This is a genomic window from Microbacterium sp. NPDC079356, from assembly GCF_049545465.1.
Lineage (GTDB): Bacteria > Actinomycetota > Actinomycetes > Actinomycetales > Microbacteriaceae > Microbacterium > Microbacterium gawkjiense.
On sequence record NZ_JBMWDN010000001.1, the window covers coordinates 776,540 to 802,121 of the forward strand.

22 protein-coding genes, 3 tRNA genes and 1 pseudogene are annotated in these 25,582 nt (G+C 70.4%); 6 read left to right on the top strand and 20 right to left on the bottom strand.

Translation table 11 applies throughout. From position 1 onward, the window contains the following. The first annotated feature begins 49 nt into the window (after window positions 1-49). Complete coding sequence (locus ACPEH0_RS03935) at window positions 50-2,107, top strand: M3 family metallopeptidase (protein WP_366212960.1); 2,058 nt, start codon at window positions 50-52, stop codon at window positions 2,105-2,107. Between the two features lie 6 nt (window positions 2,108-2,113). Here the strand turns inward: ACPEH0_RS03935 and ACPEH0_RS03940 are convergent, their stop codons facing one another. From ACPEH0_RS03940 to ACPEH0_RS03965, 6 genes and pseudogenes are all read right to left on the bottom strand, one after another. Further along, window positions 2,114-2,677 carry a dihydrofolate reductase family protein gene (locus ACPEH0_RS03940; protein WP_366212959.1) on the bottom strand — a complete coding sequence of 188 codons (564 nt, stop codon included), beginning with the start codon at window positions 2,675-2,677 and terminating at the stop codon, window positions 2,114-2,116. A gap of 39 nt (window positions 2,678-2,716) precedes the next feature. Continuing rightward, a complete protein-coding gene (clpX, locus tag ACPEH0_RS03945; protein ID WP_366212958.1) occupies window positions 2,717-3,985 on the bottom strand; it encodes an ATP-dependent Clp protease ATP-binding subunit ClpX in 1,269 nt (422 codons plus the stop codon). A 129-nt stretch (window positions 3,986-4,114) separates the two neighbouring features. Beyond that, window positions 4,115-4,780 (bottom strand): ATP-dependent Clp protease proteolytic subunit, encoded by a 666-nt coding sequence (locus ACPEH0_RS03950; protein WP_366212957.1) that lies wholly within the window; start codon window positions 4,778-4,780, stop codon window positions 4,115-4,117. 20 nt (window positions 4,781-4,800) lie between these two features. Beyond that, a pseudogene (locus tag ACPEH0_RS03955) lies at window positions 4,801-5,397 on the bottom strand (ATP-dependent Clp protease proteolytic subunit); the annotation flags it as partial. A 165-nt stretch (window positions 5,398-5,562) separates the two neighbouring features. Further along, window positions 5,563-7,122: a trigger factor gene (gene tig / locus ACPEH0_RS03960; RefSeq protein WP_217531507.1), complete on the bottom strand. Its 1,560-nt coding sequence runs from the start codon at window positions 7,120-7,122 to the stop codon at window positions 5,563-5,565. A 68-nt stretch (window positions 7,123-7,190) separates the two neighbouring features. Next, a tRNA-Pro gene (locus tag ACPEH0_RS03965) sits at window positions 7,191-7,267 on the bottom strand. A gap of 94 nt (window positions 7,268-7,361) precedes the next feature. Here ACPEH0_RS03965 and ACPEH0_RS03970 point away from each other — a divergent pair. Further along, window positions 7,362-7,435, top strand: a tRNA-Gly gene (locus ACPEH0_RS03970). 223 nt (window positions 7,436-7,658) lie between these two features. Here ACPEH0_RS03970 and ACPEH0_RS03975 read toward each other — a convergent pair. The 8 genes from ACPEH0_RS03975 to ACPEH0_RS04010 all read right to left on the bottom strand — a co-directional run bounded on the left by ACPEH0_RS03975 (window position 7,659) and on the right by ACPEH0_RS04010 (window position 15,905). Further along, window positions 7,659-10,121 carry a DEAD/DEAH box helicase gene (locus tag ACPEH0_RS03975; protein ID WP_366212956.1) on the bottom strand — a complete coding sequence of 821 codons (2,463 nt, stop codon included), beginning with the start codon at window positions 10,119-10,121 and terminating at the stop codon, window positions 7,659-7,661. Then, complete coding sequence (gene tatC / locus ACPEH0_RS03980) at window positions 10,118-10,873, bottom strand: twin-arginine translocase subunit TatC (protein ID WP_217531542.1); 756 nt, start codon at window positions 10,871-10,873, stop codon at window positions 10,118-10,120. Before tatC ends, ACPEH0_RS03975 begins: the two co-directional genes overlap by 4 nt. 61 nt (window positions 10,874-10,934) lie before the next feature. Continuing rightward, on the bottom strand, window positions 10,935-11,189 hold the full coding sequence (tatA, locus tag ACPEH0_RS03985; protein WP_217531510.1) for a Sec-independent protein translocase subunit TatA: 255 nt from the start codon (window positions 11,187-11,189) through the stop codon (window positions 10,935-10,937). A gap of 56 nt (window positions 11,190-11,245) precedes the next feature. Continuing rightward, window positions 11,246-12,205 carry a helix-turn-helix transcriptional regulator gene (locus ACPEH0_RS03990; protein ID WP_366212955.1) on the bottom strand — a complete coding sequence of 320 codons (960 nt, stop codon included), beginning with the start codon at window positions 12,203-12,205 and terminating at the stop codon, window positions 11,246-11,248. After that, window positions 12,202-13,200: a helix-turn-helix transcriptional regulator gene (locus ACPEH0_RS03995; RefSeq protein WP_366212954.1), complete on the bottom strand. Its 999-nt coding sequence runs from the start codon at window positions 13,198-13,200 to the stop codon at window positions 12,202-12,204. The genes ACPEH0_RS03990 and ACPEH0_RS03995 overlap by 4 nt, the downstream gene beginning before the upstream one ends. Before the next feature lie 44 nt (window positions 13,201-13,244). After that, window positions 13,245-14,210, bottom strand: a complete 966-nt coding sequence (locus ACPEH0_RS04000; RefSeq protein ID WP_217531513.1) for an FKBP-type peptidyl-prolyl cis-trans isomerase — start codon at window positions 14,208-14,210, stop codon at window positions 13,245-13,247. Window positions 14,211-14,214: 4 nt separating this feature from the next. Then, window positions 14,215-15,228 carry a tRNA (adenine-N1)-methyltransferase gene (locus ACPEH0_RS04005; protein ID WP_366212953.1) on the bottom strand — a complete coding sequence of 338 codons (1,014 nt, stop codon included), beginning with the start codon at window positions 15,226-15,228 and terminating at the stop codon, window positions 14,215-14,217. After that, the gene (locus ACPEH0_RS04010; protein ID WP_064002246.1) at window positions 15,225-15,905 is read right to left on the bottom strand and encodes an HAD family hydrolase; all 681 of its coding nucleotides are present in this window, start codon (window positions 15,903-15,905) and stop codon (window positions 15,225-15,227) included. The genes ACPEH0_RS04005 and ACPEH0_RS04010 overlap by 4 nt, the downstream gene beginning before the upstream one ends. Before the next feature lie 78 nt (window positions 15,906-15,983). On the opposite strand from ACPEH0_RS04010, the gene ACPEH0_RS04015 reads away from it, so the two are divergent. Continuing rightward, window positions 15,984-16,847 (top strand): PAC2 family protein, encoded by an 864-nt coding sequence (locus tag ACPEH0_RS04015; RefSeq protein WP_366212952.1) that lies wholly within the window; start codon window positions 15,984-15,986, stop codon window positions 16,845-16,847. 6 nt (window positions 16,848-16,853) lie between these two features. On the opposite strand, the gene ACPEH0_RS04020 is transcribed toward ACPEH0_RS04015, so the two are convergent. From ACPEH0_RS04020 to ACPEH0_RS04040, 5 genes are all read right to left on the bottom strand, one after another. Next, window positions 16,854-17,687 (bottom strand): undecaprenyl-diphosphate phosphatase, encoded by an 834-nt coding sequence (locus ACPEH0_RS04020; protein ID WP_366212951.1) that lies wholly within the window; start codon window positions 17,685-17,687, stop codon window positions 16,854-16,856. A 10-nt stretch (window positions 17,688-17,697) separates the two neighbouring features. After that, entirely contained in the window at window positions 17,698-18,996 is a 1,299-nt protein-coding gene (locus tag ACPEH0_RS04025; RefSeq protein WP_366212950.1) for a M20/M25/M40 family metallo-hydrolase, read from the bottom strand. A gap of 86 nt (window positions 18,997-19,082) precedes the next feature. After that, window positions 19,083-19,167: transfer RNA gene (locus ACPEH0_RS04030), tRNA-Leu, on the bottom strand. A gap of 92 nt (window positions 19,168-19,259) precedes the next feature. Continuing rightward, window positions 19,260-20,363, bottom strand: coding sequence for a VIT1/CCC1 transporter family protein (locus ACPEH0_RS04035; RefSeq protein WP_311861896.1), 1,104 nt, complete (start codon window positions 20,361-20,363; stop codon window positions 19,260-19,262). 80 nt (window positions 20,364-20,443) lie between these two features. Next, a complete protein-coding gene (locus tag ACPEH0_RS04040) occupies window positions 20,444-22,285 on the bottom strand; it encodes a DEAD/DEAH box helicase (protein WP_366213399.1) in 1,842 nt (613 codons plus the stop codon). Window positions 22,286-22,383: 98 nt separating this feature from the next. Here ACPEH0_RS04040 and ACPEH0_RS04045 point away from each other — a divergent pair, with 98 nt between their 5' ends. Continuing rightward, entirely contained in the window at window positions 22,384-23,226 is an 843-nt protein-coding gene (locus ACPEH0_RS04045; protein ID WP_366212948.1) for an SGNH/GDSL hydrolase family protein, read from the top strand. 6 nt (window positions 23,227-23,232) lie between these two features. Here ACPEH0_RS04045 and ACPEH0_RS04050 read toward each other — a convergent pair whose 3' ends face one another. After that, entirely contained in the window at window positions 23,233-24,024 is a 792-nt protein-coding gene (locus ACPEH0_RS04050; RefSeq protein ID WP_366212947.1) for a TrmH family RNA methyltransferase, read from the bottom strand. Window positions 24,025-24,102: 78 nt separating this feature from the next. On the opposite strand from ACPEH0_RS04050, the gene ACPEH0_RS04055 reads away from it, so the two are divergent. Both ACPEH0_RS04055 and ACPEH0_RS04060 read left to right on the top strand, forming a co-directional pair. Beyond that, window positions 24,103-24,948 (top strand): Sir2 family NAD-dependent protein deacetylase, encoded by an 846-nt coding sequence (locus tag ACPEH0_RS04055; RefSeq protein WP_311283592.1) that lies wholly within the window; start codon window positions 24,103-24,105, stop codon window positions 24,946-24,948. 26 nt (window positions 24,949-24,974) lie between these two features. Further along, entirely contained in the window at window positions 24,975-25,580 is a 606-nt protein-coding gene (locus ACPEH0_RS04060) for a histidine phosphatase family protein (RefSeq protein ID WP_217531521.1), read from the top strand. Window positions 25,581-25,582: the final 2 nt, after the last annotated feature.

Genomic DNA, 25,582 nt, shown 5'->3' on the forward strand with positions numbered 1-25,582 from the left:
ACGGTTCCTTTGCACGCCGCGGTTCCCGGCCGCGACGTACGCTGGAACGATGCCGGATGCCGCTGCCAACCCGCTCCTCTCGCCCTCCCCTCTCCCGTTCGATCTGCCGGATTACCCCCGCATCCGCCCTGAGCACTACCTGCCCGCTTTCGAGCAGGCGTTCGCGGCTCACCGCGCGGAGATCGAGGCCATCGCCGCCTCGACGGAGGAGCCCACGTTCGAGAACACGCTCGTCGCCCTCGAGCGCTCCGGCGAGCTGCTGGGACGCGTCGCACGCACCTTCTACACCGTCAGCTCCGCCGACGCGACGGCCGAGATTCAGGAGATCGATGAGCAGCTCGCGCCGCTCATGGCCGCGCACCACGACGCCGTCACCCTCGACGCCCGCTTGTACGCGCGGGTCGCCGCCGTCCACGCGCAGCTGGACGACCTCGGCCTCACCGGGGAGGACCGCTACCTCGTGGAGCGCACCCACCGCGAGATGACGAACGCAGGTGCCGGACTCGACGAGGCCGACAAGACCGTCCTCACGGAGCTCAACCAGCAGCTCTCCGTGCTGACGACGACTTTCGAGAAGAACCTCCTCGCAGACACCAACGAGCTCGCTGTCGTGTTCGACGACGCCGCGGAACTCGACGGCCTCACCGGCGGCGAGCTGTCGGCCGCGGCACGCAACGCCGCCGATCGCGGCCTCGACGGAAAGTTCGTCGTCACGCTGACGCTGTTCACGGGGCATCCCTACCTCTCCTCGCTCACGTCCCGCGCGAGCCGCGAGAAGCTGATGACCGCCTCCCGCTCGCGAGGGCGACGCGGCAACGAGAACGACAACCGCGCGGTCCTCACCGAGATCGTCCGGCTGCGCGCGGAGCGCGCCCGGGTGCTGGGGTACGACTCGCACGCGGCGTACGTCACCGCGGACGAGACGGCCGGTTCGCCCGAGGCGGTGCACGCGCTGCTGCGCCGCCTCGCGGTGCCGGCGGCGGAGAACGCCCGGCAGGAGCAGGCGGCACTGCAGGAGATCATCGACCGCGACGGCGGTGGGTTCGACCTGGCGGCGCACGACTGGGCGTTCTACACCGAGCGGGTCCGCGCCGCACGGTACGACCTCGACCGCACCGCGCTGCGGCCCTGGTTCGAGGCCGAGCGCGTGCTCGTCGACGGTGTGTTCCGCGCGGCGACCGACCTGTACGGCATCACCTTCACCGAGCGCCCCGATCTGCCCGCCTACCACCCCGAGGCGCGCGTGTTCGAGGTCCGGAACGAGGACGGCTCGCATCTCGGGCTCTACATCCTCGACCTCTACACCCGCGACTCGAAGCGCGGCGGGGCGTGGATGAACTCCATCCTCTCGCAGTCCGCCCTGCGCGGCACGGCGCCGATCGTCGTGAACAACCTCAACGTGCCGCAGCCCGCGCCCGGCAGCCCCACGCTGCTGACCCTCGACGAGGTCACGACGCTCTTCCACGAATTCGGTCACGCGCTGCACGGACTGTTCGCGACGGTGACCTACCCGCACTTCGCCGGCACGGCGGTCTTCCGCGACTTCGTGGAGTTCCCGAGCCAGGTCAACGAGATGTGGATCTTCTGGCCTGAGATCCTGGCCTCGTACGCCCGCCACATCGACACTGATGAGCCGCTCCCGGCGGAGGTCGTGGCGAAGCTGCGCGAATCGGAGGCCTTCAACCAGGGCTTCGCCACCAGCGAGTACCTGGCCGCATCCTGGATCGATCAGGCGTGGCACAGCCTCGATGTCGAGGACACGGCATCCGAGATCGACGTCGACTCCCTCGAGGCGACAGCACTCGCCGACATCGGCCTCGACAATCCCGCTGTTCCGACCCGCTACTCGTCGACCTACTTCGCCCACATCTTCTCTGGCGGGTACAGCGCGGGCTACTACTCCTACATCTGGAGCGAGGTCCTCGACGCTGACACCGTCGAATGGTTCCGCGAGAACGGCGGCCTCACCCGTGCGAACGGCGACCGGTTCCGCGATCGCCTGCTCGGTGTGGGCGGGTCGAAGGACCCGCTCGAGGCCTACCGCGACTTCCGCGGTCGCGACGCGCGGATCGAGCCGCTGCTCGAGCGCCGCGGTCTCACGGGCTGACCGGGCTCAGCCCGCCGCCGAGCCGACGGGGTAGACGAGTCGCGCGAACTGTCCGACCGCCTCGGCCGACACGAGCCGCAGGCGGTCGGACTCGAGTCGACGCGGCAACAGCGGTGCGCCGCCGGTGAGGAAGACGGGCGCGACCGACACGGCGATCTCGTCGAGCGCGCCGACGTCGAGGAACTGACCGGCGAGGTCTCCCCCGCCGACGATCCAGACGTCGCCGTCGCCGGCGGCCTCACGGATGTCGGGAAGGACGGATGCCACCGGTCCCCGGACGAAGCGGATGTCGGCGCCCGCGGGTCTCGGCAGGTCCCGCGTCGTGAACACGAACGTCGGACGGTCGCCGTGGAACTGCGTCCACCGCTCGGGGTGGGCGAGGATGTCGGACTCCGCCAGCACCCACTCGTAGGTCGTCGATCCTTCGACGAGCACGGTCGCCCCGGACGGCAGGAGGGCGTCGTCCGGAGTGTCGCCGTCCTCGACGGCGAACAGCCAGGCGAGGGAGTTCTCCTCGTCGGCGATGAATCCGTTGGCCGTCGTGGCGGTGTCGTAGAGGATGCGTCCCATGACGGGGACGCTACCCCCGGCCTACGACATCCGCGGGCGTCAGGCGCTCTTGCGCTTCTGGCGCAGCACGAGGGTGGGGGGCGCGCCGTCCTGGACGGCGGCGCGGGTGACCACGACCTTGTCGACGTCCTCCGCGGAGGGGATCTCGAACATGATCGGACCGAGGACGTCCTCGAGGATGGCCCGGAGTCCGCGGGCGCCGGTCTTGCGGGCGACGGCGAGATCGGCGATGGCGCGGAGGGCGTCATCCTCGAACTCGAGCTCGACACCGTCCAGCTCGAACATCCGCTGGTACTGCTTGACGAACGCGTTCTTCGGACCGGTGAGGATCTCGATCAGCGCGGTCTGGTCGAGCGGCGACACCGTCGTGACGACGGGCAGACGGCCGATGAACTCGGGGATGAGACCGAACTTGTGCAGGTCCTCGGGGAGGACGTCGCGGAAGACGTCCAGCTCCTGCTCCTTGTCCTGCAGCGGAGCGCCGAAGCCGACGCCGTGCTTGCCGACACGCGACGAGATGATGTCCTCGAGCCCCGCGAACGCGCCCGCCACGATGAACAGGACGTTCGTCGTGTCGATCTGGATGAACTCCTGGTGCGGGTGCTTGCGGCCGCCCTGCGGCGGCACCGAGGCGACGGTGCCCTCGAGGATCTTCAGCAGTGCCTGCTGGACACCCTCACCCGAGACGTCACGGGTGATCGACGGATTCTCGGCCTTGCGGGCGATCTTGTCGACCTCGTCGATGTAGATGATGCCCGTCTCGGCGCGCTTGACGTCGAAGTCGGCGGCCTGCAGCAGCTTGAGGAGGATGTTCTCGACGTCCTCGCCGACGTAGCCGGCCTCGGTGAGGGCCGTCGCATCCGCCACCGCGAAGGGGACGTTCAGCCGCTTGGCGAGCGTCTGCGCGAGGTACGTCTTGCCGCATCCACTCGGTCCCAGCAGCAGGATGTTGCTCTTGGCGATCTCGACCTCGTCGGCGCGCTGCTCGGCGGACTGGATCGTGCTGCGGGCGCGGACGCGCTTGTAGTGGTTGTAGACGGCGACGGCGAGGGCGCGCTTGGCGGAGTCCTGACCGACGACGTACTCCTCGAGGAAGCTGAAGATCTCGCGCGGCTTGGGAAGGTCGAAGTCCTTGACCTCACCGTCGCCGGACTCGGCCATGCGCTCTTCGATGATCTCGTTGCAGAGCTCGACGCACTCGTCGCAGATGTAGACGCCGGGGCCGGCGATCAGCTGCTGGACCTGCTTCTGGCTCTTGCCGCAGAAGGAACACTTGAACAGGTCGGCGCTCTCACCGATGCGTGCCATGGTGTCCCCCTCAGGATCTCGTGCCGGTGGAGACGAGCCTAATCGCAGATCCGGGCACGGGGTGGATTGCGACGCGAGTGTGGACGACGACGCCCCGCCGACGGATCGGCGGGGCGTCGGGTGCCGGCATCACGCGGTGATGGCGGCGGGGGTGCGCTTGCGCGAGGTCAGGACCTGGTCGACGATGCCGTACTCGAGCGCCTCCTGGGCCGAGAGGATCTTGTCGCGGTCGATGTCCTTGTTGACCTGCTCGACGGTGCGGTTGGTGTGACGGGCCATCGTCTCCTCGAGCCAGGTGCGCATGCGGAGGATCTCCGCCGCCTGGATCTCGATGTCCGACGCCTGCCCGTGACCGGACTCGCCGACGGCCGGCTGGTGCATGAGGATCCGGGCGTTCGGCAGCGCGAGACGCTTGCCGGTGGCACCCGCGGCCAGCAGGACGGATGCCGCCGAGGCCGCCTGTCCGAGGACGACCGTCGACACCTGGGGCGAGATGTACTGCATCGTGTCGTAGATCGCCGTCATGGCCGTGAACGAGCCACCGGGCGAGTTGATGTACATGATGATGTCGCGGTCGGGGTCCATCGACTCGAGGACCAGCAGCTGCGCCATCACGTCGTCCGCGGATGCGTCGTCGACCTGGACGCCCAGGAAGATGACGCGGTCCTCGAACAGCTTGTTGTACGGGTCCTGGCGCTTGTAGCCGTACGCGGTGCGCTCTTCGAACTGCGGCAGGATGTAGCGGCTCGAGGGCATGGCGACGCCCTGCGGGCGACCGAAAGTGGGGGTGTGCATTCTCTTCGTCCTCCGGGCGATCAGTTCTCGGTCCCGCCACCGCCGGCGACGTCGGCGGCGTGTTCGCGGATGTGGTCGACGAAGCCGTACTCGAGGGCTTCCTCTGCCGTGAACCAGCGGTCGCGGTCGCCGTCGGCGTTGATCTGCTCGACGGACTTGCCGGTCTGCGCGGACGTGATCTCCGCGAGACGGTTCTTCATCGAGATGATCAGCTGGGCCTGGGTCTGGATGTCGCTGGCCGTGCCGCCGAAGCCACCGTGGGGCTGGTGCAGCAGCACACGGGCGTTGGGCGTGATGTAGCGCTTGCCCTTCGTGCCGCTGGTCAGCAGGAGCTGACCCATCGAGGCGGCCATGCCGATGCCGACGGTGACGATGTCGTTCGGCACGAACTGCATCGTGTCATAGATCGCCATGCCGGCGGTGATCGAGCCACCGGGCGAGTTGATGTAGAGGTAGATGTCCTTCTCGGAATCCTCGGCCGCGAGCAGCAGGATCTTGGCGCAGATCTCGTTCGCGTTCTCGTCGCGCACCTCGGAACCGAGCCAGATGATTCGGTCCTTCAGCAGCCGGTCGAAGACACTGGTCGCCATAAGGGGTTCAGCCATGGATGCTCTCCTGGATTCGTGTTCGTGCTTCGAATCTAGTGGCGCGTCCCGAGCGCCTCGCCCGTGTTCGCCGTGGGCATACCGGGGCGGGCATCCAGCCGCGCGAGCCCCGCGGACGCGGCCCGGAGACGCCGAAGGGCGGCGGGGCCGTGAGGCACCCGCCGCCCTTCGAAACGATCACTCCGCGTCGGCGGCCTTCTTGGTGGCGCGCTTGGCGGGAGCCTTCTTGGCGGGCGCCTCGGCGGCGTCCGCGTCGGCCTTCTTGGCGGCCGGCTTGCGGGCCGGAGCCTTCTTGGCGGCGGGCTTCTCCTCGGCTGCCTCGTCGGCGGCATCCGCCTTCTCGGCGGCGGCCTTCTTGGCCGGAGCCTTCTTCGCCGGAGCCTTCTTCGCCGGAGCCTTCTTGGCAGGCGCCTTCTCGGCGGCGGGCTTCTCGTCGGCTGCCTCGTCCGCGGCGTCCTCGTCCTCGGCGGCGAAGCCGGCCAGGTCGACCTTCTTGCCGTTTGTGTCGACGACGTTCACCTTGCCGAGCGCGATCGCCAGGGCCTTGTTGCGGGCGACCTCACCGACCATGAGCGGGATCTGGTTGCCCTCCTGCAGCGCGTTGACGAAGTCCTGCGGCGACATGCCGTACTGCGCCGACGACTGGATGAGGTACTGGGTGAGCTCCTCCTGGGAGACCTGCACCTCGTGCTTCTCGGCGATCTTGTCGAGGATCATCTGCGTGCGGAACTGCTTCTCGCTCGCTTCGGTGACCTCGGCGCGGTGCACGTCGTCCTCCAGGCGGCCCTCGCCCTCAAGGTGGGCGTGGACCTCGTCCTCGACCAGCTTGGCGGGGACGGGAATGTCGGCCTTCTCGATGAGGGCCTCGACGAGCTTGTCGCGCGCGGCGGAGCCCTGCGTGAAGACGGCCTGCTCCGAGACGCGCTCGACGAGGCTCTCGCGGAGCTCGGCGATCGTGTCGAACTCTGAGGCGACCTGCGCGAAGTCGTCGTCGGCCTCGGGGAGCTCGCGCTCCTTGACGGCCTTGACCGTCACGGCGACCTCGGCCTCTTCACCGGCGTGGTCACCGCCGACGAGCTTCGAGCGGAACGTGGTGTCCTCACCGGCGGTGAGCGACTCGACGGCCTCGTCGATGCCCTCGAGCAGCTCGCCCGAGCCGACCTCGTAGGACACGCCCTCGGCGCGGTCGATCTCGGCGCCGTCGATCGTGGCGACGAGGTCGAGCTCGACGAAGTCACCGGCCTTGGCGGGACGGTCGACGGTCACGAGCGTGCCGAAACGGCTGCGGAGCTTGTCGAGCTCGGCGTCGACGGCGGCCTCGTCGGTCTCGACGGCGTCGACCTCGATCGTGATGTCGTCATAGGAGGGCAGCTCGAACTCGGGGCGGACGTCCACCTCGACCTCGACCTTGAGGTCGCCGGAGAAGTCCTTCGTGCTCGGCCACTCGACGATCTCGGCGGCCGGGCGGCCGACGATGCGCACCTCGTTGGCCGTGACGGCCTCGCGGTAGAACGCGTCGAGCCCCTCGCTGACGGCGTGCTCGAGGACGGCCTCGCGCCCGATGCGCTGGTCGATGATCGGCGCGGGGACCTTGCCCTTGCGGAAGCCCGGGATCTGGACGTCCTGCGCGATGTGCTCGTACGCGTGGGAAATGCTCGGCTTGAGCTCCTCCGGGGTGACCGTGATGTGGAGCTTCACCCGGGTGGGGGTGAGCTGCTCGACGGTGCTGGTGACCATGCCTGTCGTTCTCCTTGTCCGGCCGCGCACGCGCGCGTCCGTTCGGTGATCTGGGTTCGTGGGGCCGTTGGTCGGGGCGACAGGATTTGAACCTGCGGCCTCCCGCTCCCAAAGCGGGCGCTCTACCAAGCTGAGCTACGCCCCGGGCGCGCACGCTGGCGAGCGCCGAAAAACGGCCGTTGGTCAGTCTAGCCGACCATGTCGGGTACACTCGTCGAGGCGCTCATCGCGGCGCCGACGGGGATGTAGCTCAATGGTAGAGCCTCAGTCTTCCAAACTGATTACGCGGGTTCGATTCCCGTCATCCCCTCCATCGCCCTCACGTTCGGCCGCAGGCCGTGCGGGAGGGCGATCGTGTTGTCAGCGGATCGAACCCCTGGGTGGGCCCACGCCGCCCGAGGCTCCGCGCGGCGCGTAGCGGCGCGTGGAGGAGGCGGTGGGGACGATTCCCGTCATCCCCTCCATCGCCCTCACGTTCGGCCGCAGGTCGTGCGGGAGGGCGATCGTGTTGTCAGCCGGGCCGCACCCGGCCTCTGTCACACCGAGCTGTAGGCGACGATGCCCCGTCGCACGGCGTCGAGGGCCTTCCGCGCGGTCGTCGCGACATCGGCATCCGCCACGATCGACAGCTGGTCGAGCAGGTCGATCGTCTGCTTCGTCCACCGGACGAAGTCGCCGGCCGCCATGTCCGCCTCGGTGAGGACGACGTCGAGCGACGCTCCGCGTGCCCAGGAGTTCATGGCCTGCGCGAGGCCGGTCGCGATCGCCTCGGTGCCCGGCAGGTGGTGGGCCTGTTCGAGGTCGTCGAGCCGGCTCCAGAGGTCCTGCGTCTTCGTGAGGGCCTCGCGGAACGGCCCGCGCGGCAGGCGGTACTCCCCGGCGTCGTCGCGGCGCGGCTCGTAGACGAGGCAGCACGCGAGGGCGGCGAGGCCCGCGGGGTCGAGCTCGCGCCACAGCCCGCGGCGCAGGGACTCCGCGACCAGCAGATCGCGTTCGCCGTAGATGCGGCGCATCGTGCGCCCGGCCGCAGTGAGCGTGGCGGCCCCGTCGTCGTCGAAGGCGACGTAGTCCAGCTCGGCCAGCACGTCGATGATGCGGTCGAAGATCCGCGCGACGGTGCCGGTGCGGGTCTCGATGTCGCGGCGCGTGCGATCGGTGCGCCGACGCAGCTTCCAGTACCGCTCGGCCCAGCGGGCGTGGTTCTCGCGATCGGGGCAGCCGTGGCAGGGGTGCCGCTGCATCCGGCGGCGCAGCGACTGGATCTCGTTCTGGCGTTGCTGGCGGATGCGGGCGGGCGCCGTCCGGTCGGCGCGGTTGAGCTTCTCGGCGTCACTGAGGTCGCGCCGGATGCCGGAGTACTCGGCAAAATCGCCGCGGTCGCACGTCATCGACTTCTCGTAGCCCGCGAGGGATGCCTCGGCCTCCCTCACCTGCCGGGCGAGGCCCACGACGGCGCGGTCGGCCTGGAACTGCGCGAACGAGGACTCGAGGATCTCTCTCGCCCGCGGCCGGCCGAACTGGTCGATCAGGTTGACCGCCATGTTGTACGTCGGCCGGAAGCTCGAGTTGAGCGGGTACGTGCGGCGCGACGCGAGCGCCGCCACTGCCTGCGGGTCGAGCGACTCGGTCCACTGGACGACCGCATGCCCCTCGACGTCGATGCCGCGCCGGCCGGCGCGCCCGGTGAGCTGGGTGTACTCGCCCGACGTGATCGCGACCCGCGCTTCGCCGTTGAACTTCTCGAGCTTCTCGAGAACGACCGTCCGGGCGGGCATGTTGATCCCGAGCGCCAGCGTCTCGGTCGCGAAGACCACCTTCACGAGTTTGCGCTGGAACAGCTCCTCGACGACCTCCTTGAACGCGGGCAGCAGGCCAGCGTGATGCGACGCGATCCCCCGCTCGAGGTTGTCGCGCCATTCCCAGTAGCCCAGGACGCCGAGGTCCTCGTCCTGGAGCGCCCGCATCCGCTCATCGATGATCCAGCGGATCTCGTCGCGCTCCGCGGTGTCGGTCAGCCGCACACCCGCGCGCCGGACCTGCTGCACCGCGGCGTCGCATCCGACCCGACTGAAGATGAAGAAGATGGCGGGCAGCAGGTTGGAGCGACCCAGCAGCTCGACGACCTGCGGACGGTCCATCCGCTCGATCCGCATCGCCGTCGACGGTCGTACGGGACGCTTACCGCCCCGGTGCGGGCGGCGCCTCTCCTGGTCGCCGCGCGAGCGGTACTCCATGGCGCGGCGATTGTTCTCGTAAACGGCGCCCTTGGGTGAGCGGATGCGGGTGAGCTCCTGGTTCACCTGTGCGGTGGCGATGCCGGCGCGGTCGTCGAACAGCGGCAGGAGGTCGCCGCGCACGAGGACGTGCTGCTCGAGCGGAACGGGACGGGTCTCGGAGACGATCACGGCCGTGTCGCCGCGGACCGTGTCGAGCCAGTCGCCGAATTCCTCGGCGTTCGAGACCGTCGCCGACAGGGAGACGAGGCGCACAGCGGGCGGCAGATGGAGGATGACCTCCTCCCACACCGGTCCGCGGAACCGGTCGGCGAGGTAGTGCACCTCGTCCATCACGACGTAGCGGAGTCCGCGCAGGGCCGGCGAGTCGGCGTAGAGCATGTTCCGGAGCACTTCGGTGGTCATGACCACGACGCGCGCGTTCCCGTTGATGTTCGTGTCGCCGGTGAGCAAGCCGACCTCGCCCTCGCCGTAGACCTCCTGCAGCTCGCGGAACTTCTGGTTCGACAGCGCCTTCATCGGCGTCGTGTAGAAGGCCTTGTCGCCCGGTTCCCGCATCGCGAGGTGGATCGCGAACTCGCCGACGATCGTCTTGCCGGCGCCCGTCGGGGCGGCGACGAGCACGCTCCTGCCCTCTTCGAGCGCGTGACAGCCCTCGATCTGGAACGGGTCGAGGTCGAACCGCTGCAGGGACGCGAAGGATGCGGAGATCGGATGCCGGCGCTCCGCCTGCGCGCGGGCGTAGCGTGCCGAGGGGTCCGTCATGCGACCGGACCGAGGAGCGCCTCGTCGCGCTTGCGTTTGCGGCGATCGAAGAGCATCGAGAGTCCGGCGGCGGCGAAGAAGAGCACCGTCAGGATGCCCGCGAGGATGAGCATGCTGACGACGTCGGCTGCGGGGGTGGCGGCTCCGGCGAACACCGTCGCGATGACGATCGCCACGCGCCAGCCCTTGATGATCTCGCGGCCGGTCATGACGCCGGCGAGGTTCAAGGCGACGAGGAACACCGGGGTCACGTAGGCGACGCCCACGACGAGGAGGAGTTTGAACACGAAGTCGTAGTAGTACTTCGCGTCGTAGAAGTTGGAGGCGCCGACGGGTGTGAAGCCGGCCATCAGCTCGACGAGGTGCGGAAGGATCAGCCAGCCCGTGAAGGTGCCTGCGAAGAACAGCGGCACCGCGGCAGCGACGAACCCGATCGTGTAACGGATCTCCTTCCGCGTCAGCCCGGGCATCAGGAAGGCCCAGATCTGCCACAGCCAGACAGGCGCAGAGATGAGCAGGCCGACGGCGAAGGAGATGCGGATGCGGAGGTCGAAGGCGGATGTCACCGTCGCGAACATGAGGGTGACGGCATCCTCGTCACCTCGACGCTCCGCGACGATGCGGATGGGCTCCGTCATCGCCCAGATGATGCCGTCCGTCAGGATGAAGGAGACGATCATTCCCACGACGAGCGCCGCGGCAGCGATCAGCAGCCGTTTGCGGAACTCTCGCAGATGGTCGCCGAGCGACATCCGCTTGTCCCGGTAGGGGGCGTCGTCTCGCGCGGCGTCCCGTTCGGTGGTCGTCACTGAATCAGGATGCGGGGCCCTGCGGTGGACCCTGCGCGGGCGGCGGCGTCAGCGGGGTGACCGAGGACGGCGCCGGAGGAGCCTGGTGGTTCGGCGTCTCAGCCGGCCCGTCCTCCTCCTTCATCGCCTTCATCTCGCCCTTGAAGACACGCGCCGACTGACCGACGCTCTTCGCCAGCGCCGGCAGTTTGGCCGCACCGAACAGAAGAAGGATCACCGCCAAGACGATGAGAAGATGCCAGCCCTGCAGACCGCCCATGAAAGCTCCTCGGGGTTGAAGTCTTTCCAGTCTAACCGCCCGGAAGCGGCCGGTCCTCAGGTGTACTGCGCGAGCCCCGCCTCGGCCCACGCCCGCGCTGCTTCCCGCGCGGTGTCGGGCGAGACGACCTCGACGTCGCCCCCGAGACGCGCGGCCAGTCGCTTCAGGCTGCGCTCGTCACCGACCCGCAGACGGACCGACCGGACATCGCCCTTGCCCCGCACGACGGCGCGCGCCGCGAACTCGCCGAGCAGCGGAACGACGTCCTTGCGGCAGCGGAGCTCGACGATCACATCGGACTCGGTCGGTTCGAACAGGCCCGGCAGCGCGTCCGCGCCGTGCGTGCTCGGGATGTCGGTGAGGACGACCTCGGAGACCCGGTCGAGGTGGAACGTGCGCACGGCCTGCCGCAGGTGGCACCAGCCCTGCAGGTACCACTGGCCGTCGGCGATGTGGACCTTGACGGGGTCGACCGTGCGGGTGGTCACCGGCGCATCCGGAGCCCGGTACTCGAACGAGACGGCGACGCCCTGCTGGACGGCCGCCGCGACCGTGGCGCGGACGTCGTCGACGACGGGGGTGGCGACGATCACCTCCGCCGGAGCACTCGACGCGCCGGCGGCGAGCTTGGCGAGGAGCCCCTGGACGACGCCGCTGTCCCCCACTCCCGGAAGGCTCGCCGCGAGCTGCAGACCCGCCAGCAGGGCGGCCGCCTCGCGGGCGGTCAGCCGCGGCGTCCGCTCGAGCGCGACGGCGTTCGTGATCGAGATGGTGTCCTGCTCGTCGAGCAGATCCCAGTCGATGTCGAAGAGGTCGTTCGCCATCTGCCAGAAGCCGCCGTCCCCCGGCAGGCCGATGACCGTCAGCTTCTCGACCATCGAGCGCATCTCGTCGGGCGCGACCTCGAAGTCCCGCGCGGCGTCCTCGACCGTGACCTCGCCCTTCGAGATCAGGTACGGCACGAGCTGAAGGATCAGGGAGGCGCGGTCCGTCGCGACCAGCGGTTGCGCGCTCATCCGGCGGCCTCCGCGTGCAGGTCGCGGGCGCGGCGGAGGCGCGCGCCGACGAGGTCGGCCAACTCGACCGGCTCGATCACCCGGACCTCGGGCCCGTAGGAGGCGAGCTCGTCGGCGAAGATCTGCGCGTCGACGTAGGGCACCCGGCATCCGGTGTCGTCTGCGGCGACCGCGCGACGGTTCAAACGCACCGCGGCCTCGGTCCCCGGCTCGACCTGGACGAGCGCGCGCTGACGCCTGGCGACCGCCTCGAGCCCGGCGATCGCTTTGTCGCCCGCCCCCTCGCGCAGCGAGAGCTCGAACGAGGTCCGGGTGACGACGACGTCCGAGGAGATGCGGGTCAGCAGGAAGGTGCGCTCGGCGTCCTGCAGCAGGTCGAAGCCGTACACGTGCCATCGGCCCTCGTACTCGACGAGAGCCCACGGCTGGACACGGCGGCGGTGCGCGGCATCCGATCCGCCCTTGACGTAGTCGAACTCGACGACCCGCCCCTGCTCGATCGCGCGCTGCAGCGGCGAGAAGGACGGCTCGCGCAGGCTGATGCGCGGGGCGTAGCCGATGATGGGGGCGTCGACCTCGATGCCGAGCGCCTGGATCTTGCGCAGACCGCTGCGCGCCGACGCCGACATGGAGCTCTCGCCCCAGACGCCGCTGGCCAGGTTGAGCACCGCGATCTCGGCCGGGGTGAAGTCGATGTCGACCGGCAGGGAGTACTCGGCCGTCGGGATCCGGTACCGCGCCTCGCGGAGGTCGTCGGGGTCGGCGTAGTCACCGATCGTCTCGATCGGAACGCCGAGCGAGCGCAGGCTGTCCTTGTCGCGTTCGAACATCTTCTCGAGCGCGTCCTTCGACGCACCCGCCGCCCCTTGCTCGCGGTAGCCCGAGACGGACGAGAGGATCGTGTCCTTCGTCAGCCCTTGCTCCGTCGCGAGCAACGCGACGACGAGGTTGACGAGCCGTTCCTCGGGCGCGCTGCGGATCGGATCGGTGGGCACACGGCAATCCTAGGCGCGGGACCGGTCGCCGGCCCCGCGCGGGCTCACTGTGTCGCCGTGGTGGCGTCGTCGCTCGTGTCGATCCCGAGGATGTCGATCACGAAGACGAGCGTCGAGTTCGCGGGGACGGAACCCGAGGCCGTGTCGCCGTAGGCCTGCTCGGGAGGGATGACCGCGAGCACCTGCGACCCCACGGTCTGACCCTCCAGCGCCTTCTGGAAGCCGGGGACGACGCTGTCCAGCGACAGCGTCGCCGGGGAGCCCTTCTCCCACGTGGAATCGAACACCTCTCCGGTGTTCCAGAGCACACCGGTGTAGTTGACGCGCGGCGTCGAGTCGGCGGTGAGCTTCTCGCCGTCGCCCTTCTTGAGGGTCTTGATGATCAGGTCCTTCGGCGCGACCGCGTCGGGGACGATGATGCCCGGGGTGCCGTCGGGGGCGAGGACGACGGTGGGGATGTTGCTGCCGTCGACGTACTGCGGCACGCCGTTCGCCGCCGGAAGGAAGACCGTGTTCACGTCGATGACGACCACGGCCGCCTGCTCCTCGCTCAGGCCGATCTGGCTCACGAGGTCGGGGTTCAGGTCCTTCGCCGGGATGGCCGAGACGATCCGCGAGCCCGGGCGGGCGCAGTCGAGGATCTTCTCGATCGTCGGGAACGTCTGCTCGAGGACGCTCACCTGGACGACGCGGGTCGGCGCGGACAGGACCGTCTGACCTGTCGCGCCGTCGAGAAGCGTGATCCCCAGCTGGACGTCCTGCTCGCTCGTCGTGATCGGGGTGCCCGAGCCGGTCGCGATGTCGGTGAACGAGGTCTTCGTGACGTAGACCGGGGTGGTGGTGGTGGCCGCCGGTGCCGCCTCGGCATCCGTCACATCGACGAGGTCGAGGGACGAGGCGGGCGCGGTGACGCGCTCGCAGCCGGCGTCTGCGGGACCGGTGGGGGCGCACCCGACGAGGGCCAGAGCGGTCAGGCCGAGCACGGCCACGGCAGGGGGGATCTGACGCATTGGATCAGTCTACGGTCTCGCCGGAGCGATCCTCGGCAGCCTGCCGGGCGCCCTCGACGGCGCGCTGGGCGTCGCGCACCCGCTTGCGGAGGTTCTTGTCCGTGATCTCGCGGTCGCCCACGGCACCGGGGGTCCACGCCTCGACGTCCTCGTCGGCGTACGACGGCTTCTTCAGCGCGCGCTTGCGCACATCCGGCGGCATCGCACCGGGGGCCAGGCGACGGGCGGTGAGGAGGAACCCGGTGTGCGCGACCATGCGATGGTCCGGACGCACGGCGAGACCCTCGACGTGCCACCCCCGCACCATCGTCTCGGTCGCCTCGGGCTCGGTGAACAGGCCCGAATGCCGGATGTACTCGGCGACCCGGCTGAGCTGGGTGGCCGTCGCGATGTAGCAGAGCACGACGCCGCCCGGGGTGAGCGCCTCGGCCACGACGTCGATGCACTCCCACGGCGCCAGCATGTCGAGCACGACGCGGTCGACGCTGCCCGGCTCGGTCACCTGTGGCAGGTGCTCGGCGAGGTCGCCGACGACGACCCGCCACGAGTCGGGGTAGTGCCCGAGGAAGGTTTCGACGTTGGCCTCGGCGACCTCGGAGAACTCCTCGCGGCGCTCGAACGACAGCAGGCGACCGGAGGGCCCGATCGCGCGGAGCAGCCACAGCGACAGCGCGCCCGAGCCGACGCCGGCCTCGACGACGGTCGCCCCGGGGAAGATGTCGGCGGAGGCGAGGATCTGCGCGGCATCCTTCGGGTAGACGATCGCCGCGCCGCGCGGCATCGACATGACGAAGTCGCGCAGCAGCGGACGGAGCGCCAGGTACTCGTGACCGCCGCTGTTCACGACGACCGAGCCGTCGGGCTGACCGATGATCGCCTCGTGGCGCAGCACGCCGTGGTGCGTGTGGAGCTCGCCGCCCTCCCGCAGGGTGACGGTGTGCATGCGCCCCTTGGGTCCCGTCAGCTGAACGCGGTCACCCAGCCGGAACGGGCCGCTCGGCCGCAGGTCGGCGCTCACGCGTCCACCTCCTGGCGCACGCGGGCGAGCACGTCGGCGACGTCGGCGACGGTCCGACCGTCGAGCGTGGGCCACAACTCGTGCGCCCCCACCCCGTCGAGCGGGACCATGTGCGGGATGCCGACCGTCACCGTGCCCGCGGCGATGGCGGAGGCGGTGCCGGTGAGCGAATCCTCGAAGGCGACCGTGTCGGCGGGGTCCACCCCGAGCGCGGCACAGGCCTGCAGGTACGGAGCGGGATGCGGCTTGGCGTGGGTGACGTCGTCGCCGCCGATGACGAGATCGAACGCGTCGAAGTCGATGAGCTCGGTGATGACCCTCGCCATCCGACTCATGGACATGGTGACGAGGGCCGTCGGCACGCCCTGCTCCCGGAGCTCCCGGAGCAGCTCCCGAGCGCCGGGACGAAAGGGCACGCCGTCCTCGCGCAGGCGGCGCATGACCTCGTCGGTCAGGTGGGCGACGATCTCGTCGACCTCGAGGCGCACACCGGCGCCCTGCAGGACGCGCGCCGCGTCCTCGAGGCCCATGCCCACCATGGCGAGACCGTCCTCGTGCGTCCAGGTGCCGCCGAAGCGCTCGACGAGCGGGGTCTCGGCGGCCATCCAATACGGCTCGGTGTCGACGAGGGTGCCGTCCATGTCCCAGAGGACCGCGGCGGGAAGGGGGGAAGTCACCGGTCAATGCTATGCGAGGGCTTCCGCCCGCCCGGTGGCGGTCGGCGTATCGTGGGGGTACCGACAGAGAGGACGTCCGTGCAGGGACTGGGACAGCGGGTGCTCGTGATCGCCGTCGACGGCTGGAACGACGCCGGAGAGGCCGCCACCGCTGCGGTCGCACAGCTGCGCTCGTCCGGGACGTTCGAGAGGGCGTTCGGCGTCGACCCGGAGCTGTACTTCGACTACCAGTACACGCGTCCGCAGATGCAGATGGATGCCGACGGTGCCCGTCGCCTGGTCTGGCCCGACGCCACCCTCTGGCGCCCCGTGACGCCGCGCGAGGACGGCCCCGACCTCTGGCTGCTGACCGGGACGGAGCCGGCCCGCGCCTGGCAGGCGTTCGCAGCGGAGTTCGTCGACGCCGCCCTGCGCGAGGACATCACCGGCATCGTGGCCCTCGGATCGATGATGAGCGACGTCCCGCACACCCGCCCGATCTCGGTGTTCGCGGGATCCGAGAACGAGGAGCTGCGCGCGGCTCTCGGGCTCGAGCGCTCGACCTACGAAGGTCCGGTCGGCATCCTGTCGGCGCTCGCCGCAGCCGGCGAGGCCGCCGGCATCCCCTCGGCCGGTCTGTGGGCGAGCATCCCCCACTACGTCGGCGGACACACGCCGTCGCCCAAGGCCACCCTCGCGCTCCTCGACAAGCTCGAGGAGATCACCGGTGCGACGATCACGCGCGGCACGTTGCCGGCGGATGCGCTCGCGTGGGAGGCGTCGATCGACGCCGCCGCGGCCGACGACGAGGAGATGACGGAGTACATCCGCCAGCTCGAGACGACCCGTGACGCGTGGGACTCCCCCGAGGCGTCGGGCGACGCCATCGCGCAGGAGTTCGAGCGCTACCTGCGCCGCCGCGGCGACGGACCGCGCGGGCCGAAGGACGACCCGCGCCGCTGAGCGGGCTCAGTAGGCCTGCAGTACCCCGGTGGCGAGCAGGATGAGCAGGACGACGCCCAGCACGATCCGGTAGAGGACGAACGGCAGGAAGCTGCCGCGCTTGAGGTATCGCATGAGGTAGGCGATGACCGCGAGACCCACGCCGAACGAGACGACCGTCGCGACCGCGGTCTCACCCAGGGTGAACGGCGACTGCCCGGGCTCGCGGATCGCCTGCAGCAGCTCGTAGAGGCCGCTGCCGAACACGGCCGGCACCGCCAGCAGGAACGCGACCTCCGCCGCGGCCGGACGGGTGTACCCGAGCGCCAGGCCGGCGGTCGTCGTGGCACCCGAGCGCGAGACGCCGGGGATGAGGGCGAGCGCCTGGGCGAAGCCGAGGGTCAATCCGTGACCCATCGTCAGGTCCTTCTCGGTGCGGTCTCGCTTTCCGAGGGCGTCCGCGACACCGAGGATCAGGCCGAACACGATGAGGACGATCGCGACGAGCCAGAGGTTGCGGAACGTCTCGCGGATCACGTCCTGGAAGAGGAAGCCGAGCACGCCGATCGGGATCGTGCCGATGATGACGATCCACCCCATCCGCGCGTCCGGGTCGTTGCGCGGGACACGCCCCGTGAGGGACTTCGCCCACGCGACGATGATGCGCACGATGCGGGTCCAGAAGTACACGAGGACGGCGAGCTCGGTGCCGATCTGCGTGATGGCGGTGAACGTCGCACCCGGGTCCTCGGCCGAGGGCAGGAACTCCCCCACGATGCGCAGGTGCGCACTCGAGGAGATCGGGAGGAACTCGGTCAGACCCTGGACGATGCCCAGGATGATGGCCTCGAGGATCGACATGCGGGGCCTTTCAGTACGAGCGGATCAGATCGGTGAGCACACGCTGCCCGAACACCAGCGCGTCGATCGGGACACGCTCGTCGACACCGTGGAACATCCCCGTGAAGTCGAGATCGGCGGGCAGTCGCAGCGGTGCGAACCCGAACCCGGCGATGCCGAGCTCGGCGAGGGCCTTGTTGTCGGTCCCTCCCCCCATAAGGTACGGGATGACCGGTACGCCGGGATCGTGCCTGCCCAGCGCGCCGACCATCGCGTCGACCACGTCCCCGGCGAACGGCACCTCGAGTCCGATGTCGCGGTGCACGACCTCGATGCGGATGTCGTCGCCGACGATCCGCTGCACCTGTGCGAGCACCTCGTCCTCGCGCCCGGGGAGGGTGCGGATGTCGATCGCGGCGGTCGCGGCATCCGGGATCACGTTGTGCTTGTAACCGGCGGTGAGACCGGTCGGGTTCGTGGTCGTCCGGAAGGTGGAGCGCAGGAACGCGGATGCCGCGCCCGCCGTGTCGGCGACGGTGTCGGGGTCGTCGGCCAGGGTGCCCGACAGCTCGGCGAGCGAGCCCACGAGCTGGCGCGTCGTCGAGGTGAGTTCGATCGGCCATCCCGTCCGGCCGAGAGCGGCGACGGCCTCGGCGAGGCGCGTGACGGCGTTGTCGGGGTGGTGACGGCTGCCGTGCCCGGCGAGGCCGGTCGCGTGCAGCCGGATCCAGACGAGCGCCTTCTCGCCGACCTGCAGCAGGTACGCGCGCTCGTCGCCGACGGCGATGGAGTACCCGCCGACCTCGCTGATCGCCTCGGATGCGCCGGCGAACCACTCAGCCCGGTCCCGGACCACCAACTGGGAGCCTTCGACGCCGCCGTTCTCCTCGTCGGCGAAGAAGGTCAGGACCAGGTCGCGCTCGGGCTGCTCCCCCGCCCGCAGGAGGTCGCCGACCGAGGTGAGGATCATGGCGTCCATGTCCTTCATGTCGACGGCGCCGCGACCCCACAGCATCCCGTCCTTGACGACACCTTCGAAGGGGTCGACGCTCCAGTCCTCGGCCACGGCGGGGACGACGTCGAGGTGGCCGTGGAGGACGAGCGCGGGCTTGTCGGGGTTGCGCCCCGGCACCCGCGCGGTGACGTTGGTGCGGCGCGGGATCGGCTCGTAGAACTCCGGGGTGAGGCCGAGCGACTCGAGGTACGCGCCGACGTACTCGGCGGCCTCCCGTTCGCCGTGCGCGCGCCCTTCGCCGTAGTTCGTCGTGTCGAACCTGATCAGGTCGCGCGCGACGCGGGCGACCTCGGGCAGATCGTCGGGAGCGGACATGCCGCCCACGCTACCCGGTCGGCAGGACGGCGCCGGGGAGGCCGGAAACGAGAAATGGGCCCCTTTCGGGACCCATTTCGACTCTGTGCGCGAGGGGGGACTTGAACCCCCACGCCCTATTCGGGCACTAGCACCTCAAGCTAGCGCGTCTACCTATTCCGCCACCCGCGCAGAGTTTTCTCCCGTCGTTTCCTCGGGGATTTCGGTTTCGCAACCGAGGATCGACAATAGCACGTTCTGACCGCTCCCGATAATCGGGGCGACTACGCCGCGGAGACGCCGAAGAGCAGACCCAGCAGGTAGGTGATCGCCGCGGCACCGAAGCCGATCGCGAGCTGGCGGAGGCCGCGGCGCAGGGGCGGGGCGCCCGAGAGCAGCCCGACGGTGGCGCCGGTGAGCAGCAGCGCGAGCCCGACCAGCGCGAGGGCGAGGACGACGGCGGAGAGCCCTGAGAGGCCGAAGATCCAGGGCAGGACCGGGATGACGGCACCCGAGGCGAAGAACGCGAAGCTCGATGCCGCGGCCCCGAACGCCGAGCCGACGGATTCGAGGTCGGCGGGCGGCTCCGCGGCGCGCCGGTAGGGCACGGCGCGGTCGCTCGCCTGGGCGGTCGCGATGACCTTCCGTGCCCGGGCCAGCGCGTCGTCCTCGTCGAGCCCGCGCGTCCGGTACACCAGGGCGAGCTCGTTGGCGTCCAGGTCGAGGTCGGGCAGGACGTGATCGGTGTCGTTGTTGGGATGCGTCGCCTCGATCAGTTCGCGCTGCGACCGGACCGAGACGAACTCGCCGGCCGCCATCGAAAGGGCGCCCGCGAGGAGGCCCGCGATGCCGCTGAAGAGCACGAACTGCGGCGCGACCCCGGTCGCGCCGATGCCCATGACGAGGGCGAGGTTGGACACCAGTCCGTCGTTGGCCCCGAAGACGGCGGCGCGGAAGGTGCCCGACAGGCGCATCCGACCGCGCGCGGCCAGGCCGCGCACGACCTCGCCGTGGATCTTCTCGTCCGCTCGCATGGCGGGGGTGGCGTGCGGGTCGTCGTCGTACGGGGAGCGGTTCTCGGCGTTCTGCGCGAGCGCGAGGACGAAGATCGAGCCGAAGCGGCGCGCCATCGCCGCCAGCATCCGTGTGCGCACCGAGGCCCTCGGCAGCCGCTGCGGCTCACCTCCCAGCAGTCCTAGCCAGTGCGCTTCGTGGCGCCCCTCCGCGTCGGCGAGCGCCGTGAGGATGTCGCGCTCCTCCCCGGACTTCCGTGCGGCGAGTTCGCGGTACACGCGGGCCTCGGCGCGTTCGTCGACGAGATAGGAGGCCCAGCGCCGCCGATCCCTCGGGGTGGCGTCGGGCAGCGGGGTCGCGTTCGTCGTGCTCATGTCCCCTTCACGGTAGCCACCGCGTCCGGCCGGGACCGCGCCGAAGCCGGAACTGCCAGCATTTCGGGGATCCGAAGGGGTCAGGAGTGGACGCGCCGTCGCAGGACGTCGATGCGCGCCTGCAGCTGCGCGACGGTCGCGCGCGCGACCTCGGGTCCCCCGCACACGCGACGCAATTCGGCGTGCACGGCGCCGTGGGGTTCGCCGCTCTGCCGTGCGTAGAGCCCGACGAGGCTGTTGAGCAGCTGTCGCTGCTCGCGGAGGGTGCGGTGCAACGCCGGCGGCAGGGTGTTCTCCGGCTCTCCCGTCTCCTCGCCGCGCGCCTTCTCCTGGGCTTCGCGGGCGTGACGGTGACGCGACTGCCGCGACTGCCGCTGCATGAGGAGTTCGTGCACGTGCTCGGGCTCCAGCAGGCCCGGGATGCCGAGGAACTCCTCCTCCTCGAGAGTGCCGGGGACGGCCAGCTGCCCGAACTCCTTGCCGTCGTAGAGCACCCGGTCGAAGTGCGCGGTCGACCCGAGCGCCTGGTAGCTGCCCTCCTCGAGCAGCGAGTCCGACGCCTTGTCCTCGCGCTCGGCCTCCTCCAGCAGCGAGTCCTCGAGACCGTCGTCGTCCGTCTCCTCGCGGTCGAGGGCGTGGTCGCGCTCGCGCTCCATCTCGTTCGCGAGGGCGAGCAGCTGCGGCACGTTCGGGAGGAAGACGGATGCCGCTTCGCCGCGGCGCCGGGCCCGCACGAAGCGTCCGATGGCCTGAGCGAAGAAAAGCGGGGTCGAGGCGCTCGTCGCGTAGACGCCGACGGCGAGACGGGGGACGTCGACCCCCTCCGACACCATCCGCACCGCGACCATCCACCGCGTCGTGGACTGCGAGAAGGTCTCGATCCGCCCCGACGCGGCCTTGTCGTCGGAGAGGACGACCGTCGTCGGCTCCCCCGTGATGTCGCGGAGGATCGCGGCGTAGGCGCGGGCGGCCGTCTGATCGGTCGCGATGACGAGACCCCCGGCATCCGGGACGTCCTGACGGACTTCGCTCAGTCGGCGATCCGCAGAGCGCAGCACGGCGGAGATCCACTCGCCCTCGGGGTTCAGCGCCGTCCGCCACGCCTGCGCGTTGATGTCCTTCGTGTTGTCCTGACCGAGGTGCGCCTCGTACTCGTCACCGGCCTTGGTGCGCCACTTCATCTGGCCCGCGTACACGTGGAAGAGCACCGGACGGACGACGCCGTCGGCGAGCGCGCGGCCGTAGCCGTAGTTGTAGTCGGTCCGCGAGATGCGGATGCCCTTGTCGTTGGGGTGGTACTCGACGAACGGGATCGGCGCCGTGTCGCTGCGGAACGGCGTGCCCGACAGCAGCAGCCGTCGGGTCGCCCGCCCGTAGGCCTCGCGCAGCGCGTCGCCCCAGCTCAGGGCGTCGCCCCCGTGGTGGACCTCGTCGAGGATGACGAGGGCGCGCGAATCGAGGACGAGACGCTCGTGCACGGCGGCCTTCACCGCGACCTGCGCGTAGGTGACGGCGACGCCGTGGTAGTGCCGCGCCGGTGAGTAGTGCTTGTTGCTGAAGCGCGGGTCGAGCCGGATCGAGACGCGCGCCGCGGCATCCGCCCACTGCGTCTTCAGGTGCTCAGTCGGCGCCACCACGATGATGCGATCGATCACCCCGCGCCGCAGCAGCTCGCTCGCGAGCCGGAGCGCGAAGGTCGTCTTGCCGGCGCCGGGGGTGGCGGCGGCGAGGAAGTCGCGGGGTCCCCGTCCGACGCCGTCGGGCCCGTCGGCCTCGAAGTACTGCTCGAGGGCCTCGGCCTGCCAGGCACGCAGGTTCTGGGCCGTTCCCCACGGGGCGCGCTGCGGGAACGCGGGCGAGAGGTGCTCGGCGGCGAAACTCCCGAAGTGGGGCTCCTGCGAAGCCGCCCCCTCTTCGTTCATCGTCTCGCTCGTCACGTCGATCCACCCTAATCGTCCGGTCCGACACCGGGCGCCCCGGGTCGCCGCGCGCGGACGGGTAGCCTCGAGGCGGAGGTGCCATGCACGACATCGACTCCGGGCCCGACGAGAACCGTTCGCCCTACGTCCCCAACTCGACCGTCCACCCGTGGCGACGGATGGTGTCGATCGGTGACTCGTTCACCGAGGGGATCGGCGACCCCTACCCCGACCGCCCGGGTGAGCACCGCGGCTGGGCCGACCGCGTCGCTGCCGTGCTCTCGTCCCAGGTGGAGGACTTCGCCTACGCGAACCTCGCGATCCGGGGCAAACTCATCCGCCAGATCGTGGACGGGCAGGTCGAACCCGCGCTCGCGCTGAAGCCCGACCTCATCACGCTCTCCGCCGGCGGCAACGACGTCATCCGCCCGCAGGGTGATCCGGATGCGGTCGCCGAACTCTTCGAGGACGCCGTCGCCCGGTTGTCGTCGCAGGGCGCGACGCTGCTCGTGTTCACGGCCGTCGACACCGAGTTCACCCCGGTGTTCCGCGGCATCCGCGGGCGCGTGGCGATCTACAACGAGAACATCCGTGCCATCGCGGATCGGTACGACTGCATCGTCGCCGATCAGTGGGCGCTGAAGTCGGTGCAGGACATGCGCTTCTTCGACGACGACCGGCTGCACTACAACGCGCTCGGGCACCACGAGGTCGCACGGATGGTGCTGCGCGCCCTGAACGTGCCGAATGACCTGCAGCCGATGGCTCCCGAGGCGCTGCCGCCGACCACGTGGCGCGCCGCGCGCGCGAACGACCTCGTCTGGGCGCGGGAGCACTTCGTGCCCTGGGTCCTGCGGCGCCTGCGGCACCAGTCCTCGGGAGACAACGTCACCGCCAAGCGCCCCGAAGCGCTGCCGTTCTCGACCGACGCTTCGCAGGGCTGATCCGACTCAGCGCAACGCCCAGAGCGCGACCGCGGCGGCCGACGCGACGTTGAGGGAGTCGACCCCGCCCGCCATCGGGATCGTGACGATCGTGTCGGCGGCGGCGAGGGCGGCGTCCGACAGCCCTTCGCCCTCAGACCCCATGAGCACGGCGAGCCGCTCCGGTCGCGCGGCGGCGAACGCGTCCAGGGGCACCGCGTCCTCGGCCAGCGCGAGAGCCGCCAGGTGGATGCCGGCGGCCGCGAACAGGAGCGACGCGGCATCCCATTCGGGCAACCGCGTCCACGGCACCTGGAAGACGGTGCCCATGCTCACCCGCACGCTCCGGCGGTACAGCGGATCGCCGCAGCGCGGGCTGACGAGCACGGCGTCCGCGCCGAGGGCGGCGGCGGCGCGGAACGCGGCCCCCACGTTCGTGTGGTCGACGATGTCCTCGAGGACCACGACCGTGCGCGCGCCCTCGAGGAGCGCGGCGGGATCCCGGAGCGCGGGGCGATGCATGGCGGCGAGCGCGCCGCGATGGACGGCGAAGCCCGTGACCTGCTCGGCGACGGTGTCCGGCACGACGTAGACGGGGGCGTCGCCGGCGAGCGGGAGCGCGTCGTCGAGCCACTTCTCCTGCACGAGCAGGGAGCGGGGACGGTGCCCCGCCACGACGGCACGGGAGATGACCTTCGCCGATTCGGCGATGTAGAGGCCCCCGGCGGGTTCGGCGACGCGCCGCAGCGCCGTGTCGGTGAGGTCGCGGTAGTCCGACAGGCGCGGATCGGCGGGATCGTCGATCCGGGTCGTCGTCATACACCCATGCTGTCACGGGCGCCGCGGCGTGATCTGCGCGAAACCGCGACGGCGTAGGCTCGGAAACCGAGGAGGGCCATGAGCGTGCTGGACCTGGATGCCGCGACGAGCGCCGCCGTGGAACGCGCGGTCGACGCGCTCGCCGGGCGCCGCGTCGCCGTCCTCACCGGCGCCGGGGTCTCGACCGATTCGGGCATCCCCGATTACCGCGGCAAGGGCGCCCCCGTCCGCACCCCCATGACGGCGCAGGAGTTCCTCGCCGACGACGCCTCCCGGCGGCGGTACTGGGTGGGCAGTCACCTCGGCTGGCGCACCTTCGCCGCCGCCGCCCCCAACGACGGGCACCGCGCGCTCGCCGACCTCGAGCGGTCCGGGGTCGCGACCGGCGTCATCACGCAGAACGTCGACGGGCTCCACCTGCGCGCCGGTAGCCGCCGGGTCGTCGAGCTGCACGGCACGATGCGGCGGGTGAGCTGCCTGCACTGCGGTCAGGTCTTCGACCGGCGCGACCTCGCCGAGCGCATTGAACGCGACAACCCGTGGATCACCGTGCCCGACAGCGTCGAGCTCGGTCCCGACGGGGACGTCCTGCCGGGTCGCAGCGACGGCTTCGTCGTCCCGGACTGCTCGGTGTGCGGCGGGATGCTGAAGCCCGAGGTCGTCTTCTTCGGCGAGTACATCCCGCTGGAGAAGTTCCGCGAGGCCGAGCAGCTCGTGCGCGCCAGCAGCGCCCTGCTGATCGCCGGCTCGTCGCTCGTCGTGAACTCGGGCATCCGGCTGCTCGACCGGGCGCGGCGCCGCAAGCTCCCGGTCGTCATCGTCAACCGCGGGCAGACCCGCGGTGACGCGCGGGCGACGGTGAAGATCGACGCCGGCACTTCCGAGGTGCTGACGGCGCTGAGCCGGGCCCTCTCGGCGGGCTGACACCGCGCCCCGCGTAGGCTCGTGGGGTGACGATCCTCACCCTCGTACGCCACGGCGAGACCGACTGGAACCGCGCCCGCCGCATCCAGGGCTCGACGGACATCCCGCTCAACGACACCGGCCGGATCCAGGCACGTGCCGCCGCCCATGACCTCGCCGAGCGCGTGACGCGCGCGAGCACGACCGTCGTGGTCTCGAGCGACTTGTCCCGCGCGCATGAGACCGCCCGCATCATCGCCGCGGAGCTGGGCTTGCCGGAGCCGACCACCCACATCGGCCTGCGGGAGCGCTCGTACGGCGAGGCCGAGGGCGTCACCGACGTGGAGTTCGCCGAGCGCTGGGGACCCTGGGACACGGCCGTCGTGCCAGGCGCCGAATCCCGCGATGCCGTGGCGGTCCGCGCGCTCGCCGCACTACAGGAGGTCGTCGAGCGCGCCCGGCGCGAGAACGATCCGCACGCCCCCGACCTCATCGTCGTCGCCCACGGCGCGCTCATCCGCGCCGTCATGGAGCACGTGACCGACGGCGTGCACCCCGGCCGAGGCCACAAGATCCTCAACGGGTCGGCTCACAGCTTCCGCGTCGAGCCGGAGGGTCTCATCCTGCTCGAGACCTCCGCCGTCCCCGTCTGACG